This window comes from Terrihabitans soli (assembly GCF_014191545.1).
GTDB classification, from domain to species: Bacteria; Pseudomonadota; Alphaproteobacteria; order Rhizobiales; family Methylopilaceae; genus Flaviflagellibacter; species Flaviflagellibacter soli.
In genome coordinates, this window is record NZ_AP023361.1 from 2,408,152 (window position 1) to 2,431,490 (window position 23,339).

Annotated in this window: 26 protein-coding genes and 1 tRNA gene; 2 read left to right on the top strand and 25 right to left on the bottom strand. The window is 56.8% G+C overall.

The genetic code is table 11. The features are described from left to right. Positions 1-149 precede the first annotated feature (149 nt). Positions 150-226: transfer RNA gene (locus IZ6_RS12485), tRNA-His, on the top strand. Here the strand turns inward: IZ6_RS12485 and IZ6_RS12490 are convergent. The 23 genes from IZ6_RS12490 to IZ6_RS12600 form a co-directional block, all read right to left on the bottom strand. Continuing rightward, positions 227-898, bottom strand: a complete 672-nt coding sequence (locus IZ6_RS12490) for a PhoH family protein (RefSeq protein ID WP_222875375.1) — start codon at positions 896-898, stop codon at positions 227-229. A gap of 160 nt (positions 899-1,058) precedes the next feature. Further along, positions 1,059-1,283, bottom strand: a complete 225-nt coding sequence (locus tag IZ6_RS12495) for a hypothetical protein (RefSeq protein ID WP_222875376.1) — start codon at positions 1,281-1,283, stop codon at positions 1,059-1,061. After that, complete coding sequence (locus IZ6_RS12500; RefSeq protein WP_222875377.1) at positions 1,283-1,492, bottom strand: Pam3-gp28 family putative phage holin; 210 nt, start codon at positions 1,490-1,492, stop codon at positions 1,283-1,285. The genes IZ6_RS12495 and IZ6_RS12500 overlap by 1 nt, the downstream gene beginning before the upstream one ends. A gap of 2 nt (positions 1,493-1,494) precedes the next feature. Continuing rightward, on the bottom strand, positions 1,495-2,289 hold the full coding sequence (locus tag IZ6_RS12505) for a peptidoglycan-binding domain-containing protein (protein ID WP_222875378.1): 795 nt from the start codon (positions 2,287-2,289) through the stop codon (positions 1,495-1,497). After that, positions 2,286-2,657, bottom strand: a complete 372-nt coding sequence (locus IZ6_RS12510) for a hypothetical protein (RefSeq protein WP_222875379.1) — start codon at positions 2,655-2,657, stop codon at positions 2,286-2,288. The genes IZ6_RS12505 and IZ6_RS12510 overlap by 4 nt, the downstream gene beginning before the upstream one ends. 505 nt (positions 2,658-3,162) lie before the next feature. Further along, entirely contained in the window at positions 3,163-4,077 is a 915-nt protein-coding gene (locus IZ6_RS12515; protein WP_222875380.1) for a hypothetical protein, read from the bottom strand. Then, on the bottom strand, positions 4,074-4,838 hold the full coding sequence (locus IZ6_RS12520) for a hypothetical protein (protein WP_222875381.1): 765 nt from the start codon (positions 4,836-4,838) through the stop codon (positions 4,074-4,076). The genes IZ6_RS12515 and IZ6_RS12520 overlap by 4 nt, the downstream gene beginning before the upstream one ends. An 11-nt stretch (positions 4,839-4,849) precedes the next feature. After that, on the bottom strand, positions 4,850-5,992 hold the full coding sequence (locus tag IZ6_RS12525; RefSeq protein ID WP_222875382.1) for a hypothetical protein: 1,143 nt from the start codon (positions 5,990-5,992) through the stop codon (positions 4,850-4,852). A 92-nt stretch (positions 5,993-6,084) separates the two neighbouring features. Next, positions 6,085-6,462: a hypothetical protein gene (locus IZ6_RS12530; RefSeq protein ID WP_222875383.1), complete on the bottom strand. Its 378-nt coding sequence runs from the start codon at positions 6,460-6,462 to the stop codon at positions 6,085-6,087. Positions 6,463-6,466: 4 nt separating this feature from the next. After that, positions 6,467-6,739, bottom strand: coding sequence for a hypothetical protein (locus IZ6_RS12535; protein WP_222875384.1), 273 nt, complete (start codon positions 6,737-6,739; stop codon positions 6,467-6,469). Continuing rightward, positions 6,736-8,019, bottom strand: a complete 1,284-nt coding sequence (locus IZ6_RS12540; protein WP_222875385.1) for a hypothetical protein — start codon at positions 8,017-8,019, stop codon at positions 6,736-6,738. The genes IZ6_RS12535 and IZ6_RS12540 overlap by 4 nt, the downstream gene beginning before the upstream one ends. Positions 8,020-8,074: 55 nt before the next feature. Next, positions 8,075-8,554, bottom strand: coding sequence for a hypothetical protein (locus IZ6_RS12545; RefSeq protein WP_222875386.1), 480 nt, complete (start codon positions 8,552-8,554; stop codon positions 8,075-8,077). After that, positions 8,551-8,958 (bottom strand): hypothetical protein, encoded by a 408-nt coding sequence (locus IZ6_RS12550; protein ID WP_222875387.1) that lies wholly within the window; start codon positions 8,956-8,958, stop codon positions 8,551-8,553. The genes IZ6_RS12545 and IZ6_RS12550 overlap by 4 nt, the downstream gene beginning before the upstream one ends. Next, positions 8,955-9,602: a hypothetical protein gene (locus IZ6_RS12555; RefSeq protein WP_222875388.1), complete on the bottom strand. Its 648-nt coding sequence runs from the start codon at positions 9,600-9,602 to the stop codon at positions 8,955-8,957. Before IZ6_RS12555 ends, IZ6_RS12550 begins: the two co-directional genes overlap by 4 nt. Beyond that, positions 9,599-9,979 carry a hypothetical protein gene (locus IZ6_RS12560; RefSeq protein ID WP_222875389.1) on the bottom strand — a complete coding sequence of 127 codons (381 nt, stop codon included), beginning with the start codon at positions 9,977-9,979 and terminating at the stop codon, positions 9,599-9,601. The genes IZ6_RS12555 and IZ6_RS12560 overlap by 4 nt, the downstream gene beginning before the upstream one ends. Next, positions 9,979-11,196, bottom strand: a complete 1,218-nt coding sequence (locus IZ6_RS12565; protein ID WP_222875390.1) for a hypothetical protein — start codon at positions 11,194-11,196, stop codon at positions 9,979-9,981. The genes IZ6_RS12560 and IZ6_RS12565 overlap by 1 nt, the downstream gene beginning before the upstream one ends. A gap of 47 nt (positions 11,197-11,243) precedes the next feature. Beyond that, positions 11,244-15,173: a phage tail protein gene (locus tag IZ6_RS12570; RefSeq protein ID WP_222875391.1), complete on the bottom strand. Its 3,930-nt coding sequence runs from the start codon at positions 15,171-15,173 to the stop codon at positions 11,244-11,246. Beyond that, the gene (locus tag IZ6_RS12575) at positions 15,170-16,225 is read right to left on the bottom strand and encodes a metallophosphoesterase family protein (protein ID WP_222875392.1); all 1,056 of its coding nucleotides are present in this window, start codon (positions 16,223-16,225) and stop codon (positions 15,170-15,172) included. Before IZ6_RS12575 ends, IZ6_RS12570 begins: the two co-directional genes overlap by 4 nt. Positions 16,226-16,234: 9 nt before the next feature. Continuing rightward, complete coding sequence (locus IZ6_RS12580) at positions 16,235-16,612, bottom strand: tail assembly protein (protein ID WP_222875393.1); 378 nt, start codon at positions 16,610-16,612, stop codon at positions 16,235-16,237. A gap of 169 nt (positions 16,613-16,781) precedes the next feature. Next, the gene (locus IZ6_RS12585; RefSeq protein ID WP_222875394.1) at positions 16,782-17,093 is read right to left on the bottom strand and encodes an MPN domain-containing protein; all 312 of its coding nucleotides are present in this window, start codon (positions 17,091-17,093) and stop codon (positions 16,782-16,784) included. Next, on the bottom strand, positions 17,059-17,553 hold the full coding sequence (locus tag IZ6_RS12590; RefSeq protein WP_222875395.1) for an NlpC/P60 family protein: 495 nt from the start codon (positions 17,551-17,553) through the stop codon (positions 17,059-17,061). Before IZ6_RS12590 ends, IZ6_RS12585 begins: the two co-directional genes overlap by 35 nt. Further along, positions 17,550-18,035: a phage minor tail protein L gene (locus tag IZ6_RS12595; RefSeq protein ID WP_222875396.1), complete on the bottom strand. Its 486-nt coding sequence runs from the start codon at positions 18,033-18,035 to the stop codon at positions 17,550-17,552. The genes IZ6_RS12590 and IZ6_RS12595 overlap by 4 nt, the downstream gene beginning before the upstream one ends. Next, the gene (locus tag IZ6_RS12600) at positions 18,032-18,415 is read right to left on the bottom strand and encodes a hypothetical protein (protein ID WP_222875397.1); all 384 of its coding nucleotides are present in this window, start codon (positions 18,413-18,415) and stop codon (positions 18,032-18,034) included. The genes IZ6_RS12595 and IZ6_RS12600 overlap by 4 nt, the downstream gene beginning before the upstream one ends. A 73-nt stretch (positions 18,416-18,488) precedes the next feature. Here IZ6_RS12600 and IZ6_RS12605 point away from each other — a divergent pair, with 73 nt between their 5' ends. Next, the gene (locus tag IZ6_RS12605) at positions 18,489-18,881 is read left to right on the top strand and encodes a hypothetical protein (RefSeq protein ID WP_222875398.1); all 393 of its coding nucleotides are present in this window, start codon (positions 18,489-18,491) and stop codon (positions 18,879-18,881) included. On the opposite strand, the gene IZ6_RS12610 is transcribed toward IZ6_RS12605, so the two are convergent. Together IZ6_RS12610 and IZ6_RS12615 are read right to left on the bottom strand one after the other, a co-directional pair. After that, positions 18,878-23,161: a phage tail tape measure protein gene (locus tag IZ6_RS12610; protein WP_222875399.1), complete on the bottom strand. Its 4,284-nt coding sequence runs from the start codon at positions 23,159-23,161 to the stop codon at positions 18,878-18,880. The two genes, IZ6_RS12605 and IZ6_RS12610, sit on opposite strands and share 4 nt — an antisense overlap. Then, the gene (locus tag IZ6_RS12615; RefSeq protein WP_222875400.1) at positions 23,151-23,300 is read right to left on the bottom strand and encodes a hypothetical protein; all 150 of its coding nucleotides are present in this window, start codon (positions 23,298-23,300) and stop codon (positions 23,151-23,153) included. The genes IZ6_RS12610 and IZ6_RS12615 overlap by 11 nt, the downstream gene beginning before the upstream one ends. Positions 23,301-23,339 lie beyond the last annotated feature (39 nt).

The following is a 23,339-nucleotide window of genomic DNA, read 5'->3' on the forward strand; positions in this document are numbered from 1 at the left end:
CGAGGCCATTAGAGAGTCACTGGCGGCTATTTCGGGGTTTCCGGGTGTGGTCGTACCGAGCAACCCCCAAACGGCCGCTGGTGGACTCAAAAACGGCCTTGCCGCCCCAGACGAATTCTCTTAGGTAACGGTTTGGCCGAAAAGGCGTTGCCGCCATAGCTCAGTTGGTTAGAGCGCCGCATTGTGGATGCGGAGGTCCCCCGTTCGAGCCGGGGTGGCGGTACCATCAGCCCTCAATGGCTTCGACCCAGAGCCGGCACAACGGCGAGCGAACAACGTCCCGGCTTGTGAAGTTGATGACCGGGACAGGAAGTCTGCGGGCCTCAATCTTCGCGATCAGGAACTGGAGGCCGCTCGTGCCCTGCCGATCGGACTGGGTCACATCCCCCGAAATGATATAGCGAGCATTCTCTCCAATCCGCGTGACCAAGGCCTTGGCCTGTTCAATGCTCATGTTCTGGGCCTCATCGATGAGGACGACAGCGTTCTTGAATGTGCGCCCCCGCATAAAGGCAAAGGGCACGATCTGGATCGCACCGTCCTTCAGAAAGTTCAGCGTCCGCTCCTGGCCGACCCGTTCGCGAAAGGCGTCGAAGATCGGCGCCGTCCAAGGCTCCATCTTTTTCTCCAGCGTCCCCGGCAGAAAGCCGATCTGCTCGTTATCGATGGTGATGGTTGGACGGCTGAGAATGATCTTGTCGATGCGCCCCGCGGCCAGCTCCTCGATTGCCCATACTGACGCGACGTAAGTCTTGCCGGTGCCGGCAGGACCTTTCGCGATGGTCATCTCACTGGTCTGAAGGGTGCGTAGAAAGTCGGCTTGAGTTCGATTACGGGGTTTGAAGGGCTTGTGACCCTCAAGGGTCAATTGGAACTTGTCGGCTTTCTGCTTCTTCATCCTTGCCTCAAAAACAAAAACGACGGCTCAGGGAGCCGTCGTCGTTGGACAAATTACGCGGTGATCTTTGTTCCAGGCCTTGATCTGGTCCTGGGTTGGTTGGGTGTCGAGTTTGGAATAGGTCATGGTGTTGGGCCAAATCCGACAAACAACCGAAGCGTCAGCAATCCCGGCAGTCGGGGTCCGGAAGCACCCCGCCAGCGGGAGGCACAACAGGATCAGCGCGGCGAGCTTCGTCGACTTTCGCAACGACAGCATCGTTAGCCTCCTTCTGCTTTACGCGCTCCTGAGCCCGCCCCACTTCCTTCATCTGCTCTTCCTTCAACCAAGACAGGAAGGAATTGCAGAACTGAAAGAAGGCCAGGGCGAGCTTCAGAAGTTTCATTACGCAGTGACCTTGGAGGCCTTGTACTTGCGGTACAGACCATAGAGGTAGGTGCCGTAGGTCACGATCGAACCGAGCGCGCCAATAACGGTTTCGGTCTGAGTCAGGGCCGAAGCCGCGTCGTCAGCCGAGAGAACGCCCTTTGCCGTCAGGATGCCGAAGCCGAACTGCAGCGCATGACGAGCAAACGGAATGAACAGAGACAACATTTTTATGCTCCTAAACGCACAAACTGGAAGTGCATCCAGTCGTAGTTACGGGCACGGCCGAGAGAGACCGCCCCTTCTTCCTCCACAAACCCCCAGAACGGAAGGAACTCAGGGCGAGCGAGAGTTGCGCGCTCCTTCGTCCATTTGAGCTGGTTGTTCGAGGGATCGATGTCGACCGCAGCTGCAAAGGCGTGGACCGACAAAGAGCTGCCGCCCCGCATTTTGCGGTTGTTGAAACAGCCGCCGAAGCGGTCGAGACGCAGATTGCGAATCTGGTCGATGCCGTAATGCGCGAGCGTCTTCGAGAAGATTCGCTTGAGAGGTTCAGCGACCTTCTTGTTGCAGGTGATCTTCGTGACCTGAGCTTTTAGATCCCAAGCCAGAACCATCGGATACGCCGTATCGATCAGCGTGTGGTTCTCGCCAGGAGCCCCAAAGAATGCGGCCGCGCCCGACTGGACCGGCCACTTCTCGGTGCCCGCCCGCATCGGCGGTTCTTTGTCTCGCCAAGTCGTGACGGCCTTTTCGGCCTTCGGACCTTTCTGACGAGCTGCCCAAACCTCGAGCGCATATCGAGTCTGCGGACCAATGCGGCCGTCGACTGCGCCGGCATCGATACCTTCGATGTGGAGCAACGCCTGGGTTGCGGCGACGAGGAGACGGGTCTTCACCCAAGCCTTGTCGACACCGGGCAGTAGCGCGATCGCGGCGGCGGTCTTGGGACCCCACTTGCCGTCGAGGTCGCCTTTGTAGAAACCTGCTTTAGCAAGCAGGGTCTGGATTTCGAGAAGCGTCATTTCAGCCCCATAGAGACGGAAGCCATCTCCCAGAGCTGCTTCGCAGCGAGTCCCGCGACGGCGACGATGGCGCCGTACTTGGCTGTCAGGACAGCGATACGAGTAGCTTGGGACGCCTGCCGATCCGAAATCGTGTCCAGACGATTCCAGATCTTCTCGAAGCCCTCACGAACTTCGGCGCGAAGTTCTCGCGACGAGACGTCGTACTCGGACTTCAATTCAAGCAGGCGATTGGTGATTGCAGAATTTCGTTCCTCGACAACAACAAGACGCTCGAAGAACGTGACGACTTTCGACACCTGATCGGCGAGACGCGCGACAGTGTTCTCAAGCGCGTCAAGACGCGGGTTGGTGTTATCGCTGGACATGCCCCGCATATGGTTGTGGGGCGAATTTATTTCTGAGGCGGAACGACTCGATCCGGTTCGATGTCTCCGAAACTCTTAAAGTACAGACGGCGGATCTGATCGACGATCCACTCGGACTGAGACTTCCCTTCGAGGGTTGCAAGGACCCGGAGCTTCTCCCGGTCCAGGGGCGTGCCATAGGCAGTGATCTGGGCCATTGACCCTATGTGGGGCCGACTGATTAAGCGCGAACCTATCCTCCTTAAGAGAAACACATGATCGGAGGGGTTGCTCTGAGGATTCTCATCTCCTAGTTCTTGCGCCTGCCGCTGGTTGTGCGGGGCCAAGAGTACAGGTCGGGGATGATTGTCAGACTGGATGAGATTCGAGCCCTAAAGGCCTCGATTGAAAGCATCAAACGGAAGCGTCAGGTTGCTGAGACCGGCGTAGCTTGGCTCATGTGCCACTGTGCCCTACAGGTCAAGAAGCGGCGCCTCAAGCGTCTCACCGGTCAGTCAGAGCAGGCTTAGAACCGCTTTGCCATGTAGGCGGCAATCCGAGCCGTCTCCGACTGGGACAACGCTCGATCTACGATACCGAGGCAAGATAGTCGGCTACCGTTCAGCAAGACGGCCGAACCAGAAGCATCAGGCGCATTACCAATGGCGAGGTTTGCGGTGCCTGCGTTGCTGGCCACGTTAGCATTGAATGCGGTGATCGTTCCGTTGATGTTGAAGTGCGAAGCATTCGCGCCCCCAGCTTCGTTGACAGAAACGATGCAGACATTCCATGCATTAAGAGTTGCCGCCGTTCCCAAAAACGATGTCCATCCCGCCGACGCGGTCTTGCAGTTGTACTCGATTAAATTCGTGGTCCCGTTCTTCTGGAAACTTATACCGCGACTGCCCGAACTCGCGGTGCTATTGCCCGTAATACGTTGCTGACTTCCGCTAGAACCAGAGGTGAAGAATATCTGCGCGATGATAGTGAAGACCGCGTTGTCTTGCGAGTATGCATTCGCGAACGTCGTCGACGAAACCGCCGTAAAGTAATCCCCTCCGTCGAACGAATAGTAAGCACCGAGAGCGCCGACCGTACCATTGAACGTCGGATCGGTGCTGTTCGACGCGCTCGTCGTACCCCGGTTAAAGTGATGACCATTGCCGCTAACGTCGTTCCACTGCTGGTTCGTCGACAGTGATTGGCTCGCACTATCCGAGGCGTCAAGACACAGTCGCAGGTTGGTATTGCTAACAGTGTCCAGAATTTCCTTGAGCAGGAAATTCTTCGGGGTCTTGATCCTATAGCCCGCATGAAGGGGCATTGCCAAAATGGGGAACTTTAGATCTCGCAGAATGGCCGGCGCCGAGAGTGTATTGGCGCGGACAATTGCCGGCTTCTCAGGGAGAATAAGACGCGGTGGCAGATCTAACGGGATCATACCTGCAGATCCCCGAACAGCACCCAGTTGTTGCTGTCATAGGTCCAGGCTTGGAACGCGGAGTATTGACCGTTCGACCTGTACGCGGAGAGTTTTGCAACTCGACCAGCTCCGACTCCTGGGGGGGTAGAAATGATCCCCGCTCCCCACTGTACAATGTTCACGAAGGAACCAGCCGGCAGAACGCCAGCTGGGAGTGTCATATTCTGAGCAGTGGCGGCGTCTACCAGAATGGTTTGACCAGCATCGGTCGCCAGCAAGGTTCGACCAGACGTGATGTAAAGAATCGCCGACACCGACTTGGCCGCGAGATCAGCCGCGGCCTGTAGTGTCGAAACCGGGAAGTCTGCCAGCGGCTTCGCTTCGAAGGCGCCGGGACCTGTGAAGACAACTGCCTGATCGTCTGCACCCGTCAATCCGGCCAACGCGATAACATTCGCGTTGAGGACCACGCCTTCCTGCAGAGCCGCAGGAATGTCGTTGACGACGTCCTTCGTGACGCCGTCGAAATCGACGAGAGCATTACTGTTCGAACTTGCTTGAACGGTATCTCGCACGAGAGTGGTGGCGTCTGACATATAGCCGAGGCCGCGCTCCCACTGGTCCGAGCTTCTATTGCAGATGAAGTAATAGAATTTGTTGCCGCTTCCCGTGCCGAAGGCAGCAGAGAAGGAACGCTTCCCATTCAGGGTTACAAGGGTGAGATTCCCCGTGCCGGTTCCAACAGTGGTCTGATGAACAAGATCAGCGGCCTTTGCCATTACGTCGAGCCTTAATAATAAATTGCCATGATGATGCGGCGCAGGTCAGAGGTGACCGCGTCCGAGATAAGGATTGGGTCTTCGGGCTTGAGCCCTGCGATTGCGGCAATGTGTGCGAGCATCTTGCTGTCGAGCGTGGCGTCTTGGGCGTGCGCTTGAGAGACCGCTCGGATGATCGCCGCGGCTTCTCCGTCGATCACTGCAGATTGAGCTTCGATAGCCCCGCCAGCTTTGATGTGGGCCGCAACAATCGATTCAGTCTTTCCGCGAGCGGCATCCACGTTCGCCAAGACGAGCAGCATGTTGGTGGTTTGAGATCGACTGGTGATGTCGGCATTATCGGGTTGCAGCGAGCCAATCGCTCCGACCCGCGGTTTGGCTGTCGAGACCAACGCCACATCTCCGGTCTCGAGCGGCCCAGAGAAGGTCACCCACGGCGAGACTTGAGATGAGAAGTCCGGGACCTGGGTAACCAGGTCTCCCGCGGCTTTCACCCATGCAGCTACCTCAGCGGCCAAGCTAGGATCGGTAGAGACCAGCTCACCGCTCGCTGTGATGATCGCCCCAAGTGCGCTGGTAATTACAGCTACTTGACTAATCAGCGAACCCGACAGTCCGATCCAGGGCGCCGCGCTTCCCTCCACTTGCGCCGAGGACGCCGCGAGAGCCGCGATCAGTGTCGCCCACGGTTTAACAGTCGAAAGAACCGAAGGGCTATCTGAAGCGAGAGCGGCAACAGCTTTGATCCACGAAGCAATAGTGCCTTCGAGCTGTGGCGCGGCCGGATGCAGAGACGCCGATGCGGCGACAATTGCCGAGACCACGGAGGAAAGGTGGTCTGTCGCAACAGGTTCTAAATCGCCCGCCATAGAAACCCAAGGCGCGACGAGGCCGGCGGTGGCGGCGGTAGACTGGATGTCCCCTACCGTCTGCATGACGCCGCTTTTGAAAATCAATCCCGAAGTTGTTGAATCTGGAGAGACGATTGCCGCTAAGGCGGAAACCCAAACCTTCGGTTGGATTTCGATCTCGACTGATTCTGGGGCCAGAGCCCCGACCGCTCGCACATACGCGGAGGCATTGACATTCAATACGAACTGCTGGCTCATAAGCTCGCCAGTCGTAAAGATCATCGAATTGATCGACGTCGCCATCAAGGACGTCGTTGGGGACAGCGCCGAACCAACAGACAGCACTGTCCGCAACGTCGCACCAATAGGCGTGCCGATGCCCACTCCGATCATGATTAGAGCGGCGAGGTGTAGGTCAGCGTTTCGAGTTCGCAGTCCTGGCCGTTGGCCACGTTGGTGTTCGTCACTTCGATGTCGCCACCCATACCGACCGCCGTCACGCTGCCGGCGAGGATCTGAGTGCCCGCCTTGTCCAGCGTGATGAAGTTGTCGATCTCACCACTGGCGACTGCTTCAGCTTCGATCGGGAGCGAGTTCGCCGTGATCGTGCCGCTCGAAGCAGCCCCGAACGGCGTAGCCGCCAGATTGAAATCGACAACCGTGGTGGCGGAGTCACGCAGACGAAGTTTCGCCGTGCCACCACCCGTCTCGTGGGCCGTCTTAACGACGCCCGCAAGCAGATTGCGAACAGCGGTGTTATGGGTAATGGACATCGACTTACTTCCCCTTCTTCTTGTTTGTTTTGATTGCCCCAGTCATCTTCGGCTCAGCAGCCGTGAAGTCCGTGGTGGTCGACCGAAGGCCGGCAGAGCCTTCAACCTTGACGGCCTTTCCGTCGGTGATGAGACCATTAGCGATGTCGATGTTTCGGACGGTGACGCCGTAATCGAACTGCGGAAGGTAGTTGGCGAGACGCCTGCCCTTGTCGTTACGAACCTCAAACGGTTCGGTCACGGCGAAGCGATCGCCAATGTTGACGCTCTGTGTCATCGAAGTCCTCTGATGGTGATTCCGATGTTTGCCAGAGTCGTATCGCGCGGATTTGGCGCTGTGACCGTAAGGACATCACCGGGATTGAAAGTGGTTTCGTTCAACGCGGCCATAACAGCGGTCGTCCCACTGGCTGCGAAGGTTGCGGTGCCGAACTGCACGCCGTTCTTCTTGAGAGAGAGGACGGCCGTGGCGGTTGCTGCGAGCTGCGCGACCACCCGGCTGGTTCCAAGCCCAGCAGGGAAGACCACGGCGTCGGAGAAAACGTGGGGTGGGAAGACTTCGCCGGCATGAGGGCGGTTGCTGATCCCGAACGTGACCGAGTAGACGTTGCCGATGCCGGGTTCGCCGCGAGCGGCGTAAAGCTGCCACTGGGTGGGGCTCGTGCTCGGTGTATGGCCCGTATTTGAATCAACACGGCTGAGGTACGAGGAACCGTCATAGGCGACGAGATCGTTCTCGTCGTAGGTCACTCCGGCTGAATAAACGCCGCGTTTCGTGATCTCGCCGCTGCCGGAGCCGCCCCCGCGAAGGGTGTACAGTTGCCCCCCCGAGCAAACGAGCGTGATGCTCTCGTTTGCCCCAAGTGCCGTGCCTTCGCCGCCATCAATCGTTTCGATGCCGTCGGGCTCGAGTTCAACCTCGACGCCATCTGATTTGATGTCGCAGTACCATCCATCACCAAGCGAGGTGACGGTCTCGATCGCGATAGAAAGCGGAGAGGTACAGATAAAGACTTTGTTGACGTCAGCCGCTGAGAGCGTGAAGTCGGCCGTCTTGACGGTGACCGGACGACGGTTCTGGAAAAACTTGACGCGCCCCGTAGCCGCATCGACTCTAAGGAAGACAGTCCAGTTGTCTCCGTTATCCGAGGATCGCTCTAGGACTATGTCGCCGACATCAATCCGCGTGCGGAGCTGATTGGCGCCAGAGCCGACAATCTGTTGGCCCCAAGCCTGGGTTCCATCATTGATGGCTGCGAACGTAGCTGCAGTTTGCTCGATCAGGGCTCGGACGCGGCCGGCCAGCTCAGGCGCATCGGACGGCGTATAGACGATGGCGAAGTCGCCATTCGAAACGGATGGGCCTTCCCACTCGTGCGCGAGAACGCCGGAACCTTCTCCAGTGATCGATTGAATGACACCGACGGAACCGGCGGCGACCAGCAAATAGCCGGGTTTGATTTTCTTGGTCTGCCAAACAGTGCCGGAGCCAGAGAAAGCGGCCGAGCCGGCCGTCAGGGTAATCAGACCTGTCTTATCGGTTAGGATGGTCGACATCGAGCCCAACATGGGGGCTCGATTCTGGGCTTACAAAGTTGTGCTTACCTCCTTCTTACGGAAGAGATATCTTCACGGCTTCGCCTACCCTCTCTCCGACTTCGAGGAATTCAGTAAAGCTTCTCGCATCCAGACTTTTCAACTGAGAGTTCTCGGGCTCGTCGAAGGAACGATGGTCCGCCAATTCAACGAAAACTTCATCGATCTCTTGAGAAGTTGTTGCGGCTCGAACCTGTGCGACTAGGCGGCGCCGAAGGACTTCCGTCTCGTCCAACTGCCGGATCGATGCTTCGTGATTAGCCTTAATCTTCTCGGCCAGCTCTCGTACCGGGATACCAAGAGCATCCGCCTCCTCGATGAGTACCGGATGGAACTCGTCCCGAGGCGCCCTGAGACCGGATAAGGCTCGCTCATACTTGAGCCGGTAGACCTCAGTGAAGTACGGAGACAACGGAGCTTCCGCCAGAAGGTGGTTCAGACGATCTTCGGCGACCACTTTCATGGCGTCGATTTTTATTCCGAGCATCAATTTCATTGGGCTTCGATCCTGATTAATGCATCCGCCCAAGGCCACAGAACCAAACGAATGTTGTAAACCGCTCGATCGGTAGAACTCACGGTCAGTTCGGACTCATCGAAATCGCGGAGCAGATTGTTGTCGACGTAAATGGTGGACCCCTTCGGGATGCCGGTGATCCTGGCTTCGTCCTGGCCGTCGGCCAAAATCAGGGTTTTGGTTACGAGGATCGGCATAGGCTTGCGAGGAAGCAGCAAGCCATTTTCGATATAAGATCGGTCCATATCGACAGGGCCGTCCACCGTGACGTGACGCTGACCCAAGTCAGACAACAGACCCGGCAACTCCGGTAGATATTGGGTAACCGCCCGAGTGATGCGCCCGGCAGTTTCCCCCTCATGATCATAAACAAGCAGCGTCATAGAAGTTCCAGAAGGTGATATGTGAGTTTGATTTGGTTCCCCGAATAACTGGCATGGGGGTTCGACCCGTAATAATCAAAACGAGCCGTGGTGCAGAGGGTTTGCCCGCCGCCGATGTTCTCGCAGGTCGTCACGGACTCGACGTTCCTCGGACCTCCTGAACGGAAATAGTTATTGACGATGAGCTGGTTCGAATAGACTCGCAGCCGATAGCCGCGGATCTGTTGGAGAACACCATCGTCGTACACATTCGGGCAAATTCCTCGGTGACTGATCGGCAAGGTTCTCATCATCGTGGGCCGGGCAGAGTTCGTGCCGCCCCCGAATCTATTGTAGGGACCAATTCCCCAGAGAGCGGTAAGATCGACGTTGCCTTCGACATATGGTCTCCAAGCCATCGATAGGCAAATGGGGACGAACGGACGGTCTACCGTGTCGATTACCGTTTGGCCGGCGCTAGGGCTGAAGCTCGTACCGGTGGCCCAAGCCAACGTGACATGCCCGGTTTCGTAGACACGCATGTTCGGGTAATCGGAGTCGAAGAGAATATCCCCGAACGCGGGGTCGTTTGGATTGGCCCCCGTTTTCAAGATTTGCGCCTTGAAATCTCCGACCGAGTTTTTACCGAGACGGAGCCGGGTCATGCCGCTTGCCTGTTAAAAATCATGTACCAGATCCACCGATCGAACTCGGTTGTTATGCGAATTCTATCGGTGAATGGCTGGATGGTTGACTGAACCCCGGACACGTTGCCGCTGGTTCGCATGGCGGGGAACGTCACGAAGCCCTCCCCTGACTCTGCGGCGCCCTGAATGTGGAAGTGCGGTGCCCACGGCAAAACAATCCCAAACAGAATATCTACAGGTGCTGCCGTAGTTACGAAGACTGTGCCGGCTTGAAGCACCGCTTGCGGGTAATCGCCGGCGCCGATTAGGAGTTGATCCTCTGTGGCAGTATCAACATTGAATCCCGGCTTGGAAATTCGGATCGACGTCGGTGAGAGAGTGGCGCGCTTCACCATTACCAGTTTATCCCCAAAGACAACCCGGCGGGGACCCAGTAGCAGTGCCCTGATGGACCCTGAACAACGTTCGTTCCGGTATAAGTGACCACTTGCACCGGAGCTGAATCCAAAAAGGTATCAAGTTCTACGAGGTGCGTACTTTGAGCACCAAATCCGCTGGTAAAATGAGAGGACGGTTGACCGAAGGAAAGGTCCATCGCCGGAGATGCGTCTTGGAACTTGATAGGCTGGCCCGTTATGGAATCGACGGTCAACGCCATACTCAAACGATCATAGCTTGACGTTACACGAATAATCCCCTTGGCAGTCTGAGCCGGAAAAGTTTGCGGCGGTGCGACGACAGCCAGAGTAGAACCGCTGCTAGGAATGTTGGCGACACCCCAGCCACTTAGCCAGGAAATGGATGTAGCTGGTGACGGCGGTCTGAAATGGAGCAGGCATTGCGCGTTAAGCTTGATCTCACCATCCGAGCGAAGCAGATCGTTGATGCCGTTTTCCGAACCGTCAGCCAGTCGGTAGCCGATCTTATTTCGGAAGCGAGTGCTTGTGCCGCCGAACTGATCGACAAGATCGATGCCTAAAGTAAAGCCAGATAAAGTGAAGTCGCGCGCGGAGTCGTGCGAAGACGTGGCGATATAAACTAAAACGTCTCCCGGTGTGATATTCGTCGGGAACTGGAAGTTTCTGAACGTTGAGAGATAGTCATCACCCCAACGAAGATTCAACATTGGAATTGGCAGATCTTCTGGTTCCGGCGGGGGCGGCGGCGGAAGAACAGTGATCTGGTTGGCGGGAAGATCGAACACGATATATCGGAATCGCCACACGCCGGTTAGGGCATTCTCTCGACCGCGGGTGTTGCTGATGCGGATGCTCGAAGTGTTCGTAGTCACGGTTGTACCCATCCCAACCATGAACGAAGTAACGCGATCTCCGGTCGAGCCCGCAACCGACAATCGGCGCCAATAGTCCTCGTAGATCAGATTGGAGGTTGGGTGCATGAGCTGCACCCGAACGATAGGATCGTATCCTGACCGGCGGGGGATGATGATTTCCGGCATCGCCGTTTCGCCGTTCGAGCCGAAGTCGTGACTGACGGTCCCCGCTTCTAGAATTTTATCGAACTTGTTCCAACGGGAAGAGAACCCATAACGCTCGGGGTTCAGCAGGGGATCGTTTAGGAAGGCATCGAATCCCGGATTGGAAATATCCAAGACTGGGAGCCCGTCCTTGTTCTTTCCGAAGACGAGGCGAGAGAGCATTAGTCGTAGATGATCAGGTGGCCAGCGTTGAGGTTGATGATGAACTTCCCATCGGGGCTTTGAATAATGCCCGAAGTCACCGTTCCGATGTTTGCGACATCAAGTCGAACCTCCCCATCCTCGACCGCAAAAACAGGTTGGAAGACGCCGTCTTCGGTGCGACCGATCAGAAATGAATCAACGTCGATGAGCTTCCGAGCCTTTCGCTCGCCCGTGCCGACAATCTCGTAAACCTGCAGCTTCTCGCCCGCGAAGAATTGATCGGAGTCGGTCGGTTGGATTTTTACGTATTGCTCGATTTCGGCCAGGACACCGACCGGGCTGCTGACCGCGGTCATCTTGAAACGGCCGCCAGCGAGGCCCTCAGCGGCCTGAGCGGTGACGTCGGTAATCTGCTGGGCAATTGCTTCATCGGCGTCAGCACGCGCCGCAGCCTCACTGGACACGGAAGCGCTCACCTCTCCGACCGTCGCGCTGAGGCGTGTGATAGCCGCAGCGAGCGCCGAGTCACCCTCCACCGCTACCAGCCGAACATCTTCCACGAAAGAAGAGACGTCATCGATCGAGCGTGTGAGACGGGTAAGTAGGATTTGCCGATCGATTTCATTACCGGCGTCTTGCTCGGCAACCATTGCGGCAAGGTCCTGGGCCTGCTGCAGGGCCTCGGCGAGCCGGTTCTGGAGGTCCTCGACGGCATCGGTGAGGTCGTTGCCCCCGATCACTTCCACGGTGTGGACGATAACGGCAACCGCTGTCGAGAAGGTGATGTCGTCTTTTCGGAAATTGTCGTACGGGCCGATCTTCACGAAGTACATGCCGGCGCTTTCCACCGGGAATGTGATCGACGTGTTTCGACCGTCATAGACCAGCGTCGTCTCGTCCGGATCGAAGCTACTACCCTCCATGCTGACGTGGAACTGAACGCCGCCAAAGTCTTCGACACTTGGCATATTGAACGCTGCGGTGATGGCGAGGACACCTCCGTCCAGCGTGAGGCCGGTTACGGTCGTGAGCTGCGGATTTTCAAACACCTCGGTGAGAGCTGCGGATTCATTTCCGAACTGGTCAACCGCTGTGACCGACAGTTTGAAGGACCGGCGTGGAGTTCCACCACCATCTGCCACCTGTCGAGTATATTCGTAGGTGTAGGTAGGTTGAGTAACCAGCTCCTCCCGGATCACCGTGTCGGTGACGGCATCGAGAATTCTAACACGGTAGTATTGCGTGAGCGGAGCGTCCCCAATCGTCCATTCGAACGTCGGGGATCTCCGCTCGAAAATAGTATCGCTCGCCTCATCGACGAGACGCAGAGTGTCAGGCTGGGGAACCGGTCGCTCGTCTCCGATCAGGAAGTGCGGGATGGTGACCAGCGGGGCTTCCTGGCCGAAAATGTTGAGAGCCGCCACACCGAACACATAGTTCGCGGGGGCAAGATCCCGAACATCCATATGGAAGTTTGAAGTTTCCCCGATCGAGGCCATCGGGCCGTCATTGATGCTCTGGTACACGCGGAAGCGAGAAGCCAGTTTGCTCGGGCTCGGGTCCCAATCAAGGGTGACGTTCTCGACTACTCGAGTGCCGACCATCGAACGACTCGGCAGAAGCCGCAGATTTCCGATTGGTTCGACAACACTGCTTCCGAGATCCGAAGACGGCAATTCTTCAGGGTCATCCACCAGACCGTCGACAAACAACCATTTGAGACGATTGACTTCGATAGCCGTGACCGTGACGTCGTCAGGATTGTCTTCAGCTTCTTCAATATCGATTACGCGGAATGGCAATGGCGTCCCAATAACGCCTTCGGCCTCGATGCTGAAAACGGTTTGAGCCGGCAGTGTCGGGAGATCGGCGGTCACCGAGATGCTCGTTACTGCTCCACTATTGGAAATCGTTCGCTGAACGATTCCAGTCGGGGTCTCGAAATTGATCTTGTAGGTCACACCCACTTCCAACGAGACTGGGTCTCGGAGGCTCACCGTTCGGGCGCCGGTTACTGCCTTGATGCGGCCGGTGATGCCGCTTTCATTATCAGCATCTGCGATCAGCACGATGTCATAGGGCGTGAGATACAGCGCCTGACGATTGGTTTTGAAAGTGACCATCGTGGTCTCGGTGGTCGCCGTGCAGAGCTTGTAGCGGCCGCGGGCAATCGCCTCCTTTTCGTAAATGCAGCCCACCGCGATGAACGGATGAGGAACCCTGCCGAACTCGGCGATCATGCTTTCATCGGAGACGCGGCGACGATCCTCTTTCCAACCAAGGTCGGGGTTGGTGAAGGTCACCGTGATGTCGTTGAACCGAGAATCCGTCTCCGTGCGGGAGAAAGTGAATACGCCGTCGACCACGTTTTCTGGCGTGAAGAGCTTCACCGCAGAGGTGTCGCGGTCGATCATAATCCGGCCGGAGCCGTTTCCGTCGTCGATCAGCCGACCACCAAAAACGCCGAAGATATACTCGGCCATCTCGCGACCAGGGCGAGGGTCGGAGATCAGAGAATTGAACGTGAATCGTGGCTCACCGTCGGCTCGGCGGATGTCGCACCATTTTCCCGCTTCGTAGACGTCCCACTTATTCAGGACCAGCGGGTAATAGGCGTTGATACCGTATCGAGTATTCTCGACGAGATCATTACCAACGAAGGCCGGGTTGTCCGTGAAGGCGATCTTCCACGTTCCATCCCAGACCCCCGTGTAGGTTCGCTCCACAGGGTCATAGTTCGTCGGCACTTTGACCGTCCGTCCGCAATAAATGCCAGACAGGTCAGGAAGACTTGAAAACTGATCAGAAGCGCGAGCCACCAAATGCGCCGACGCCAAGCCGGGGAAGCGCAGGGGATCGGAAGTGATCTCCTGGAATGATTCCCAAGACACATCGAAGAAGTACTCTGTGGTGTTTTCAGGTGAGAGCTTCGTGACACGAATGTCGTATGGCTCATCAACCTCCTGCACCGGGAGGCGAAGCTCGACAACCGCGGCCGATGTGGTTTTCCGTTTAATGCGAATAACACCATCGGGGGCGATCGGAGCGCCCGAAGGCTCGTAGGTCGAGCCGGCCGTGATAAACGACGCTCCATTATAAAACTTGACGGTCGAGTCATCGTCGGCCGGAAGCCAGTAATCGCTTTGGTCAGCTACCGTGGGGCGGGCGCCGAGATAGGCTCGAGCAATCTTGTCAGAACCCCACGCGCTGAGTTCCTGCCACTGCCAGTAGGTAGCAAGGCGCACGAGGCTTTGCGGCGAGAGCCACTCGCTCGTTTCATCCTTCCAAACATATGGCCGGTTATCGTCATTGGCGTCGAACCAAATGGCTTTCTCGGCGGACGGGAATGGAGCGGAGTTCTGCCGGTATGTTGCTCGGTCGCCCGGTACAGGCATCGTCAGAACAAGGTTGTCTTCCGCCAGACCAAAGAAGATCGACGAGCCCCCGCCGCTGCTATTACTCGGCGAGTTCGACGCTACGGACCAAGTGCTGGCGCTCGCTTTCTTATATTCGATCTTGATCTCGCCCGTCGCCTCGAAGTCACCCTTCGAATTGGCAATCACGAGGCGATTGATGACGAGGCGAATATCGATAAAATTGATGTTCTCATGAGTGCCAGACCGGACAACGGGGACCGCTGAAGCGAGGTCTGTACCCACGGAAGTCGACGATCCGAAGCCACCGAGCCGGGAGACGATAAGCTCCCCGTCAGCGTGGCCCTCATTGACCGTCAGTTCGAAGGTGTCGAAATTATTCTTACCGTCGACAGAAACGAGAGGCGTTTCCCCGATCAGGAAAGAGCGTGGACCGTTCTCAAGCCCGAGGATCGGTCCCTCAGAGAGGCCGAGAATAGCCTCGACGACATCAGTAGAAAACAGATTGTCTGGCGTCCGCTTCGGCTGCTTTGCACCTTTTGAACCCGCGAACGCCAGAACCTTTGTCGTCATGAGGCTGATTTGCCGCTTTCAAATCTCGAGCGCATCCATTTGAGGCGCTCGGCTCCTTCTTCGGGATCGAACTCCCACCGTATATAGTTGATCGGATTGGAAGCGGAAGGGTCGATCAGAGCGACCGGACACTGGTACGGGTCCTGTCGTTCCGCGCCGATCTCATCCGCGTAATCGTCGATCTTCTTATAGGCCGCAACTTGGATCGCGTGCCACATACGGTCGTTTCCGTCGTGCCACCCGTGTGTGTACCCACTGATATGCTTATCGGCGCCCACGTAAATATCGTTCGTGCCGTCGAGCTGAGCCTTCTTGGCCACACCGAAAACTGTCGACCACTGAGAATTACCCTGGAAGCGGTGCGCGGCATAGATCTTAACCGTGCGGCCGTTCGGAAGCCTCAGACCAACTTTGACGCGCCAATCCTTCTTGATCGGAGACTGCGCTCCGATCATTTCCGTAAGAAGTTCCTGACGGCCCTTCCACAGATCGTGGTTGCCATAGATGAAGAACAGCCAGTTGACGCGGCTGACGAAATTCCGAACCAACGCGATGGCTTCCGCGTCCGACATGGAACGCTTAGCATAGAGAGACTGCAGCCGGCCGACCCAGTTGTCCCATACGTCACCCATACAGCCGACAAACAGGCCGGGGTTGCGCCCATCGAACAGAGCCGCGTGGCGAAACACCGTCTCCACGTCGCAACCGGGAGAGTCGAGATGCGGGTCGCCGAGGAAGCCAATACCGATCGGCCCGTCAAGTTTGACAGAGATCGGGATAACCTTTTCCGCCTGATGCTGTCGCCAGCTCTTTGCGAACTCTTCTTTACGTCGCTCGATAAGAGCGTCAACGTCGACCTCGTCGAACGAAGGTAGTTCCACTTCGAATTCCGGGTGACCCCCGCCAAGCGGGTTGAGTTTCAGCTTTTCAAGATGACGCCGAATGGTGTCCCGTGAAATGTCATGTCCCTGATCTTTAAGAAAGCGTGAGGCCTGGGTGTATCCACCCGTAGCTTTCACGGCTTCGAACAGGATTTGAGGGCTAATCTGCACGTCGAGTCCTCATATCGCGGTTCCCGCGCGAGAGTTGATGTCGAAGGAGAGGAAGTGACCATACACTCGGAAACGCCCGTAAAGGATCGGAATACGGGTTCCGATTTGGACGGTGTTGCGAGGGCTTCCAAGATAGCGGGACCTATCTTGTTCGGACTGATCGTCCAGTGGGGCCGGTGCGAGCATCTGAGCGAGACCGCCCAAAATCAGCAACGCACCGACTTTCATAATCATCCCTGCTGCAACTGCGTTGATGCCGGGGATGAAGGAGGCAGCGACAAGCGCGGCGCCGATGAGGATCTGAACAAACCCTCCGGATTTACCGCCAGTCAGCTGGGGAAGGATATGAAGGTCGTCAGCCTGGAGAGATTTGTAGAGGTCTTCCAAGGTCTCGCATCCCGCCACCTGAATTCGATGACGACCGCGGGTTGGATCAGGCGCGAAACCAGGAAGTTGCCGAGAGATCGCTTCAACTGCTTCGGCCGCAGTCTGACACTCGATCTCGATCGGACCTTCAGAGAATTTCGATAAGTAGCCGTGGAGATGGACTCGGACCCTACGCAACGAGAAGGTCCCCTTCAGAGACGACGTATCTCGTAACTCCGTCTTGACCGACGATGAAGTGCTCCCAATCGGGCCAATTCAGAAACCCGGCCATGTCTTCCATAGACAGATTGCTCGATCCTGATGGGTGGGTGTGCCACGTACCTACGATTTCAGGGAGATGTTTGAGAAGGTCGTCGCCGCTTACTTCGAAGCCCTCTTCCGGCTTCTCACAAACATTCTTTACTTCGACGATTTCGCCGCTGCGGAGGATAAAGCCGACGCGCTCTTCACCGGGCGTCAGATACTCTCGCAGCTGCGGCATCAATCTTCTCGCGAATGTTTTGAGGCAGATGTTCCATCAGATTGGAAGTCGCGTTTTCAGGCACGAAATCCACGTCTTTGTGACGGAACACGCCTACGGTGAGGTCGCGCCAGCGCCCCGTGTAGGGTTCGACGCACGATGTTCTATAGGCGAAGTGGTGGAGGAAGTTTCCGCCTTCAAGCAAAACACCGGCGTGGTTCGCGACTTTCGACCGGAATGCCATAAGAATAAGGTCGCCAGGACGGTATTCTGAAGGATGAGTATGGACAGCGCGGAACCCCAATCTATGGTAGTTCTGCCCATACAGATCCAATCCGTGGTTCCACCAGTTCTCCGGACGGGCAAAATTCGGGATTGGGATGTCAAAGTTGTCCCAATAGAATCGACGAATCGTCGTCAGACAATCCACTTTCCCATGATTAAACTCGAAGCCGACGAGATGATCGACCTTCAGGTTCACAAGGTCACCGTCGGAAATTCCGGTGGGGTATACATCCGAACCGGAAGTTGGAAATTTGGCCCGTCGATCATGCTTCTCAGCTCGAGGGTGATGGTCTGGTTCGTGATCCACTCCGGCACGCGGGCGACGTACCACATACGTTGCTCGAAGAGATTTACGTCGGCATCCAGATTGCTGCGGAGTACCCGTTTTCTGACAACGGTCGCTCGCTCCAACTTGCCTTCACGGGCCGGCTTATTGAAAACACCGGCAGGGTTGACGAGGACAAGACGGGGCCGACTTTCCTCTTCATTGGCTGAACGCTTATCACCGGTTAGGCGACATGCCGCCCCTTCCCACTCCACTCCTTGCCAAGTAACCGTATCGTTATTCTTGAACCGGACGATTGTCGTCTGGTCGCGCAATCGCAGTTCGAACAGGTCAACGAGCGCACCAGCGTCCAGTTTGTAGGCTTCATCGATATGGCTCGGGGGTGTCGTCACGGCTGCTGGATAAGCTTCACTTCGAACGCCTGGACGAGCCCGTTCTCATTCGGCAGCGGATCAGGAGTTTCGAGGGGATCGGCGAAGCGCACGACAACAACCCCGCGGCGGGGATGATCATACTCAAATCTCTTCCAGAGTCGGTGGCGTTCATAGAACGCCTCCAGCGCAGCCATATTCCGCTGGAGATTGACCTCTTTGTCGAGGTCTCCGCTTCCGTCGGTGAAGTACCACATGGCGGGGAATCGAAGGGTGAACGTCAACTGGTCAGGGGCACGAGGCTCGGACGCGAACTGATAGCCGCCACCGAACTGAACCCGAACACTGCTCTCAGGGTACTTGTCGCTAACGCGATGATATGGGAAGTCGAACTCTTCCACCTGTGCCCTTGACGCGGGAATCTAGTCTCAAGCATAGATGGGGGGAGGTCAGAGGGGGACCAACATGAATTCTATGGGAATTGCCGTAGTTGCGGTGGTGTTGTTGGCCACGTCGGCAGCAGCCAAGGAAAACTACGAGGTCCAGCTGGATCGGGAGACGGTCGTGTCCTACCGACAGCAAATCTCCGATTACATCCTAGAGAACTTCCACGATCCCGAGTCCGTTCAGGATGTGGTGGTGTCCCTTCCCTACCGACCACTCAATTCCGCTTATCCCGACAGCACCGCGATCTGCCTTCAGTTTCGCGCAAGGGTTCCGGCTGGAGGGTTGATGCTTTCGAACTACATTGGTTATTTCAAGAACGACAAGCTCGTGAAGTTCATGGGTGGGCCAGGACGGACGCCCTGCTATGGCATCGCCAGCCCGGTCATTCCGATCTCGGCGCCAACGCAGCAGCAGTACTAGCCGCCGATTGCGATCTGCTTCACCAGCTGCTTGAGGACGCCCTTACGCTGCAGATTATCCGCGACCGTCGCGACGATGTCGTTCGGGCCGGGAGGTGGCACTTGGTCAGGCGACACCACCCACACGTTGAGCGTGCCCATACCAGCTTTGTTGTCGTTCGCGGCCATAGATTCCGACATACGGCGGTTGCCTTGATTGTTCAGGCCGGTCAAGCTGTCGACGCCGATGGCATCCACGGCCGACTTTCGCAGGATGAACTCACCCGGCATGACCTTCCGTAGTGTGCTGTCGCGGCCGGGAATGCCGGTGTTGATGTGCTCGCCGAGGGCCGAACCCTTGGTCGTGCCGAACAGCTGGCTGAGCCAGCCCCCACTACCGCCTCCACTACCCGGAACACCGTCGAGGCCGAGTACGCTCATAATAATCTGGTTCGCGAGCGCCGTCGCGATGATCTGCATCAGGTTGTCGATGACGCTGAGCGCCATGTCACGGAAGGATTCCTTGATCGTCTTCGTGCCGTTAGCGATGCTGACGAAGAAACCAGAGAAGCTCGTCGTCAGGTTATTCAGAACGCTGTTCCACGCCACGCCGACCTGCTCGGCCGCGGAGACCATCTGGCCGTTGGCGTGCATTAGTCCCTGCTGGACCTGCCATAACTGGAAACCATCGTTCATGGCCTGACCAACAGTGGGGCCACCAGACGTCGCGTACTCGGCTTTCTTCCGCTGGGCTTCGGCGATCTTTTCTTCAAGAACCAAACGCTGGCCGGCAATCTCGACCAGACGTTCTCCCGTCGCCTTCTCCTTGTTCAGCTCGGCAAGCTGCTTCTGGAAGTAACCAAGTTTGTCTTCATTGGCCTTCTTCTCGGCCTGGAGAAGCTCGGCGTCCAAGCCGCGGATTGTGCTCGGCAGAGCATTTGAATTCCGGGCAGCTTCCAGACGGAATTTAACGTCCTCGGCAGGACGGTCAAATTCCTTCTCCACCGCCTCGTACTGACGTTCGAGAATTTGGAAGATCTTCCGCTGACCTTCCTCGCGGATGCGACGGACCTCTTCCTTCAGCTCTTCGTCAATCGAGAGGTCGCCATCCAACCGACGCTTGGTGCGCTCTGGATCAGAGTTGAAGTCTTTCGTCGCCGCAATGACCATATTCTCGACGATAGAATTGACCTCGTCGGCGATCTCTTGAATGCGTGCGCCAGGGATATTCGGCGATCGGGACTGCGTGACCAGAGCGTTGATCTGCGTATTGTAGCCGGCCATCTCGGTCTGGAAACCGGCGGTCTGGAATTTGTAGTCCTTCTTGTCCTTCTTCTCTCTGGCTTCGCCAGAAGAAGCGATGACCTTTCCAATTTCAGAATCCAGGGGGCTGACGTTCTTGTGGAACTCCGCAAGAAGATAGGTCTTGATGTCTTCAAGATCTCCCGCGCCCTGCTGCGCCAGCTCGGTGGCGAGTTTGGTGATCTGAGCTTCGATGCCAGACTTATAGAGTTGCAAATAACCTTCGAGATTCTTAGCCGCTTCCTCACGCTCAGTGGGGTCCTTGATGCCGGACAACTGTGAGGTCGGGTAAAGACGCGAGACGTTGCGACCAAGAAGACCGCGCTCGGCCCCCTCCTTGAGGGCGATTGCCTGACCGAGACGGTAAGTGTTTCCATCGATCGCGTACTTGGTCGACTCGAGATTGTTGATGTTGGCGTTCTGGGTCTTGATGAGCCCGTAAGCCAGCTTCAGCTGCTCGGTCGCGTACTCGTCGGCTTTGTTACGTTCAATCGCCTCATTCAGTTTGACGAGCAAACCGCTTAGGACATTGAAACCTTCACCGGCTTTTTCCTTACCGGAGAGGATAGAGACAGCCTGTCCGAAGGCCGGTTCGGAGCTTGCGAGACGACGCGCCTTGATGCTCTGGAAACGGTTAAGGTCGCCGATGTTGGACGACCGGTCTCCGAGCTGCTGTCGCTCAAGGGCCAGCTTATTCTGCAGCTCCTGCTGCTGAAGCATCAGCTGGTCAGGAAGCGCCTTTCGCTGGGCCTCTTCGAGACGGGTCAATGCGCCGATCAGCTCCTCGACGCCGTCTGTGGTCGTGCTAAGGGAAAGGCCCCACTCGGAATAAGCAGCTTTAAGTTCGAGAACCATGCTTCGCCGCGCGGCGTCGTCATTGTCCAATTCATCGTACCGATCGTAAAGGACCTTCATCCTCTCCGAGATCGAGCTGATGCGGCTCTCTGTTTCGGACGCCGCTCCACCGAGTTCGTTGACTTTCCCAGAGACCTCGTCAATTGCCTTCGCAGTCGACTGTGCGGCCGTCTCCCACACGGCAAAGGCCGTGACAGCGGCCGCGGCCAGCCCCGCAATCATCAGCGCCGGGTGGCCCTTCACAAACGACAGCAGGCCTCCCAGGCCACCAACCGCGCCGACCGCCGATCCGCCGGCCATCGTAGCCATGAGAACGCGCGCTGCGACGGTGGTGCTGAGAAGAACAGTCCGAAGCTGGCCGAAATTCTTCACCAGGAAAACAAGAGGAGACACCACGGCCCAAGTGCCGAGACCAGCCAGCGCTGCGGAGAGCGGGATCGTAAACCAGGTTGCGTCCTGCATTCCTCGGGCGAGTGCCGTCGCGCCTTTCAGAATCTCCTTCAGGATACTGATGGTCGGCCGGAAGGCAGTGTATGCCGAGCTGGCAACCGTCGAAGCGAAGTTGTCCCAGATATTACCGAGAGCCTCCATCTGGGTGGCATTGGCCTTGGCCGCTGCCTCCGTAACGACAATGCCATCATGGAGCTGATGGATGTACGTGAGGTTCTTGCTGATTGCCGAGAAGGCGGAAACAGCACGAACCTCGAACGCTTCAACGGCATCTGCCGTCGTAAACCCAGCATCTCTGAGGGTATGCATCACCCCCGTGAACCCTTTGGTTTTGATGTCGACGTCGGCGGTCGTCAAACCAATACGAGTAAGAATTTTGAGGAATTCCTTACTCGGATTCATGATGTCGATCATCAACTGCCGGAGGCCGGTGCCCAGCGTCGAACCCGACTTAATACCTGCGTTTGAGAGACCGGCGAGGACCGCCGTAAGTTCGGTGTAAGTGACCCCCGCGTCGGCTGCGATGTTGGCAGAATACTGGATGCCGAGTGACAGCTTCTCCATCGTCAGCTTCGACAGGTTCAGCGCGGACGTCATGACATTCGCGATGTTGGCCGTCTCGGAGGCTTCAAGATTAAACACACCAAGAGTCGAAGTGACCACGTCCACCGAGGTCTGAAGATCGGTACCCGAGGCCGTGGCGAGCAAGACTACTGACTCGATGGACTTCTTAACCTGCGCGGTCGACAGACCCGCCTGACCGAGGACGGTTGCGGCTTTGGCAACTTCTAGAGCTGAGAACTTAGATCCGCTGGCAACAGCAAACAGCTGCTGCTCGAAGCCTTCCATTTCCGAATTCGTGGTCTGGGTGATAGCCTGGAACTGCTTCAGCTCTCGGTCGATCTCCACGATTTGGTTTTTGAGATAGTTTGCGGCTCCAATACCGGCGCCGAGAACCAGGTAGTTGCGGAGGATCGCGCCCTGAATTTGCAGGAAGTCCGATCCACCGTTGTTTGTTATCCGGCCGAGTGTGCCAGCGTTGCGAACTGTGTCATCCCCATATCGCAGCCTGGCTCGTGAATTTGCCTCGGACTGAGCCGCTCCCGTAAGCCGAGCACGGAGAGATTCGGGGTCTGAACGTAGGGTTTTAATTTGCCTCTGCAGATCAGCCGTTGCGCGGCGAATATCCAACTGCTCGGCAGATGAGTCCTTGATCAACTGGCTAAGGCGGAAACTTTCATTGGCATCCTTCGCACGAATGACGCCGGGTGAAGAGTTTCGAAGACGGGACGCCAGACGCTGCTGTGTCAGATTGGCGCCTGCCTCAACCTGCGCCTTCGATGTCTTCATCACCCTCTCAGCGGCCCTGGTGTGCGCCTCAACTAGACGAGCGGTGACCTGCTCCATCGATGTATTAAGTTCGAGGATCTTCCTCTTCACCAAAGCTTCGGTGCGCTGGGTTTCCTTGGAGCCACGGGAGAGGCTGTCGAGTAGCGATCGGTCACCCTTCGTATACTTCGAAGCAATGACCTGACCATCGATGTTGATTTTGGAGAGCTGATTGAGCTGCTTTTGAGCGCCGGCTACCGACTTGATAACGCCGTCGATGGATGCCTTGAGCTGGTCAAACTCTTTACGGGCCTGCTCAGCTTGAGCGAATACATTTAAACCAATCGACCCGTTTTCACCGGCCACTTAAAGCATCCACCGCGCCTAAGAACTCGGAGAAGGTTTCAGGTTGATGGACCTCCTCCTTCCCGCCGCCCAGCGCTTGGGCGGCGACGAGGGCGAAGTTCTCTAATTGCTGAGAGGACTTCGCCAATTCGTACTGCATTTGGATTCTCACCAACGAGGTGAGATCCTCGTAGGTGTG